The following is a 1,329-nucleotide window of genomic DNA, read 5'->3' as shown; positions in this document are numbered from 1 at the left end:
GGGCGGGTCCCGCCGGCATCCCGTACCGGACGGCGGCGCTGTTGGCGGCGAGGCCGCCGGTGGCGGCGGCGGGCCATTCAGGAGATCGCACGGAGCCCGTCAATCAGTCGCAGGATGATGTCGGGGTCGGCGGCCTCGGCGCCGCTCCCCTGCACGTCGAGGTGGCCGGCGGCCCGGAGGTCACCGACCAGTACCCGGGTCACGCCGAAGTGCATCCGCGTCCGGGCGGAGATCTCGGCGACCGAGATCGGGTCGCGCAGAGCGCCACGATGGCCCGCAGCTCCGGGGCGAGCCGGCAGGACTCCGCCCAGAGTCCGCTCTCCGGCCGGGCGGTCACCTGGGTCTCCAGCCCGATCGCCGGGTCGGCGCCGGCCACCCGTCCGGAGGTCAGCACGAACGGACGCAGGCCCGCCGGCTCTCCGGCGTCCTCTCCGACCTCGTCGACGGGGTACGGCGTGGTGGCGGACGCCGGCTCGGCGGCCGGGGACGGCGACCGCCGGGTTCCGGATCCCGTTCCTCGCCGGCCACCTCCGGGATCATTGCTGAACGGCGTTCTTCAGCTCGGCGATGAGCCGTGGGCTCAGGGCGCCGCCGGCCCGGCCGGCGAAGAGGGTCATCTCGTACGCCACCGTGCCGAGGTTGGCCGACCGGTCGGCGACCACGCCCAGCACGGAACCGCTGCTGATCGCGCTGATCAGCAGGTAGCCCTCGGCCATGTCGACGATCACCCGGTTCAAACCGCCGAGCGCGTACCAGCTGGCCGCGCCGCCGGCCAGGCTGGTCATCCCGGAGACCACGGCGGCGAGCCGCTCGGCGTTGGACCGGTCCTTGATGGCGGACATCGCCATCAGCAGCCCGTCCGAGGAGACCGCGATCGCCTCCATCACGCCGGCCGTGCTGGAGGTGAACGAGTCGAGGAGCCAGTTGAAGGTGCGGGCCTCCGGGCTGAGCTCCCCGGCGGGCGGGTGGTCGACGTTGTCGTGCAGGAAGGGACTGGTCACGGTGATGATCCCTCTTCGTGGCGATGGTGGTCTGGACCGACTTCGCGCAGCGCGCGGGCGACGCCCGCCTCGAACTCGGTGATGAGGTTGCGGACCTCGGCCGGGTCTCCGGTGGGCTGCCTGGTGAGCGGCGCCTGCGGCGGGGTGACGGCCAGGTTCGCCCCGGGCACCCGCCGGCACAGCCGGGGCCGCCGGGGGTGGGCTCGACCGGCGCGGCGGCGCGTTCGGCCCGGCGTACCCCGGCCTGGAAGTCCTCGACGAGGGCGCGGACGGCGGACGGGTCGGCGCGGGTGGCGTCGACCGGCCGGACCACCGGGGCGGCCCGCGG

4 protein-coding genes are annotated in these 1,329 nt (G+C 74.8%); 1 reads left to right on the top strand and 3 read right to left on the bottom strand.

Annotated features, from left to right (window positions below; all coding sequences use genetic code 11):
* Positions 1-77 precede the first annotated feature (77 nt).
* The 3 genes from JNW87_RS41945 to JNW87_RS38770 all read right to left on the bottom strand — a co-directional run bounded on the left by JNW87_RS41945 (position 78) and on the right by JNW87_RS38770 (position 1,001).
* Positions 78-203, bottom strand: coding sequence for a hypothetical protein (locus JNW87_RS41945; protein ID WP_375373616.1), 126 nt, complete (start codon positions 201-203; stop codon positions 78-80).
* The gene (locus tag JNW87_RS41940) at positions 200-394 is read right to left on the bottom strand and encodes a hypothetical protein (protein WP_375373615.1); all 195 of its coding nucleotides are present in this window, start codon (positions 392-394) and stop codon (positions 200-202) included. The genes JNW87_RS41945 and JNW87_RS41940 overlap by 4 nt, the downstream gene beginning before the upstream one ends.
* 142 nt (positions 395-536) lie before the next feature.
* Positions 537-1,001, bottom strand: a complete 465-nt coding sequence (locus tag JNW87_RS38770) for a roadblock/LC7 domain-containing protein (RefSeq protein ID WP_109804266.1) — start codon at positions 999-1,001, stop codon at positions 537-539.
* A gap of 17 nt (positions 1,002-1,018) precedes the next feature.
* Here JNW87_RS38770 and JNW87_RS38765 point away from each other — a divergent pair.
* Positions 1,019-1,329, top strand: a 311-nt coding sequence (locus JNW87_RS38765; RefSeq protein WP_238455481.1) for a hypothetical protein, incomplete at its 3' end; no start/stop codon positions are given.

The sequence above is a fragment of the Micromonospora sp. ATA51 genome, from assembly GCF_016802855.1.
Classification (GTDB): Bacteria; Actinomycetota; Actinomycetes; order Mycobacteriales; family Micromonosporaceae; genus Micromonospora; species Micromonospora sicca.
The sequence above is the reverse complement of the archived record's forward strand: the minus strand, read 5'-3'. Positions and strand labels throughout refer to the sequence as shown.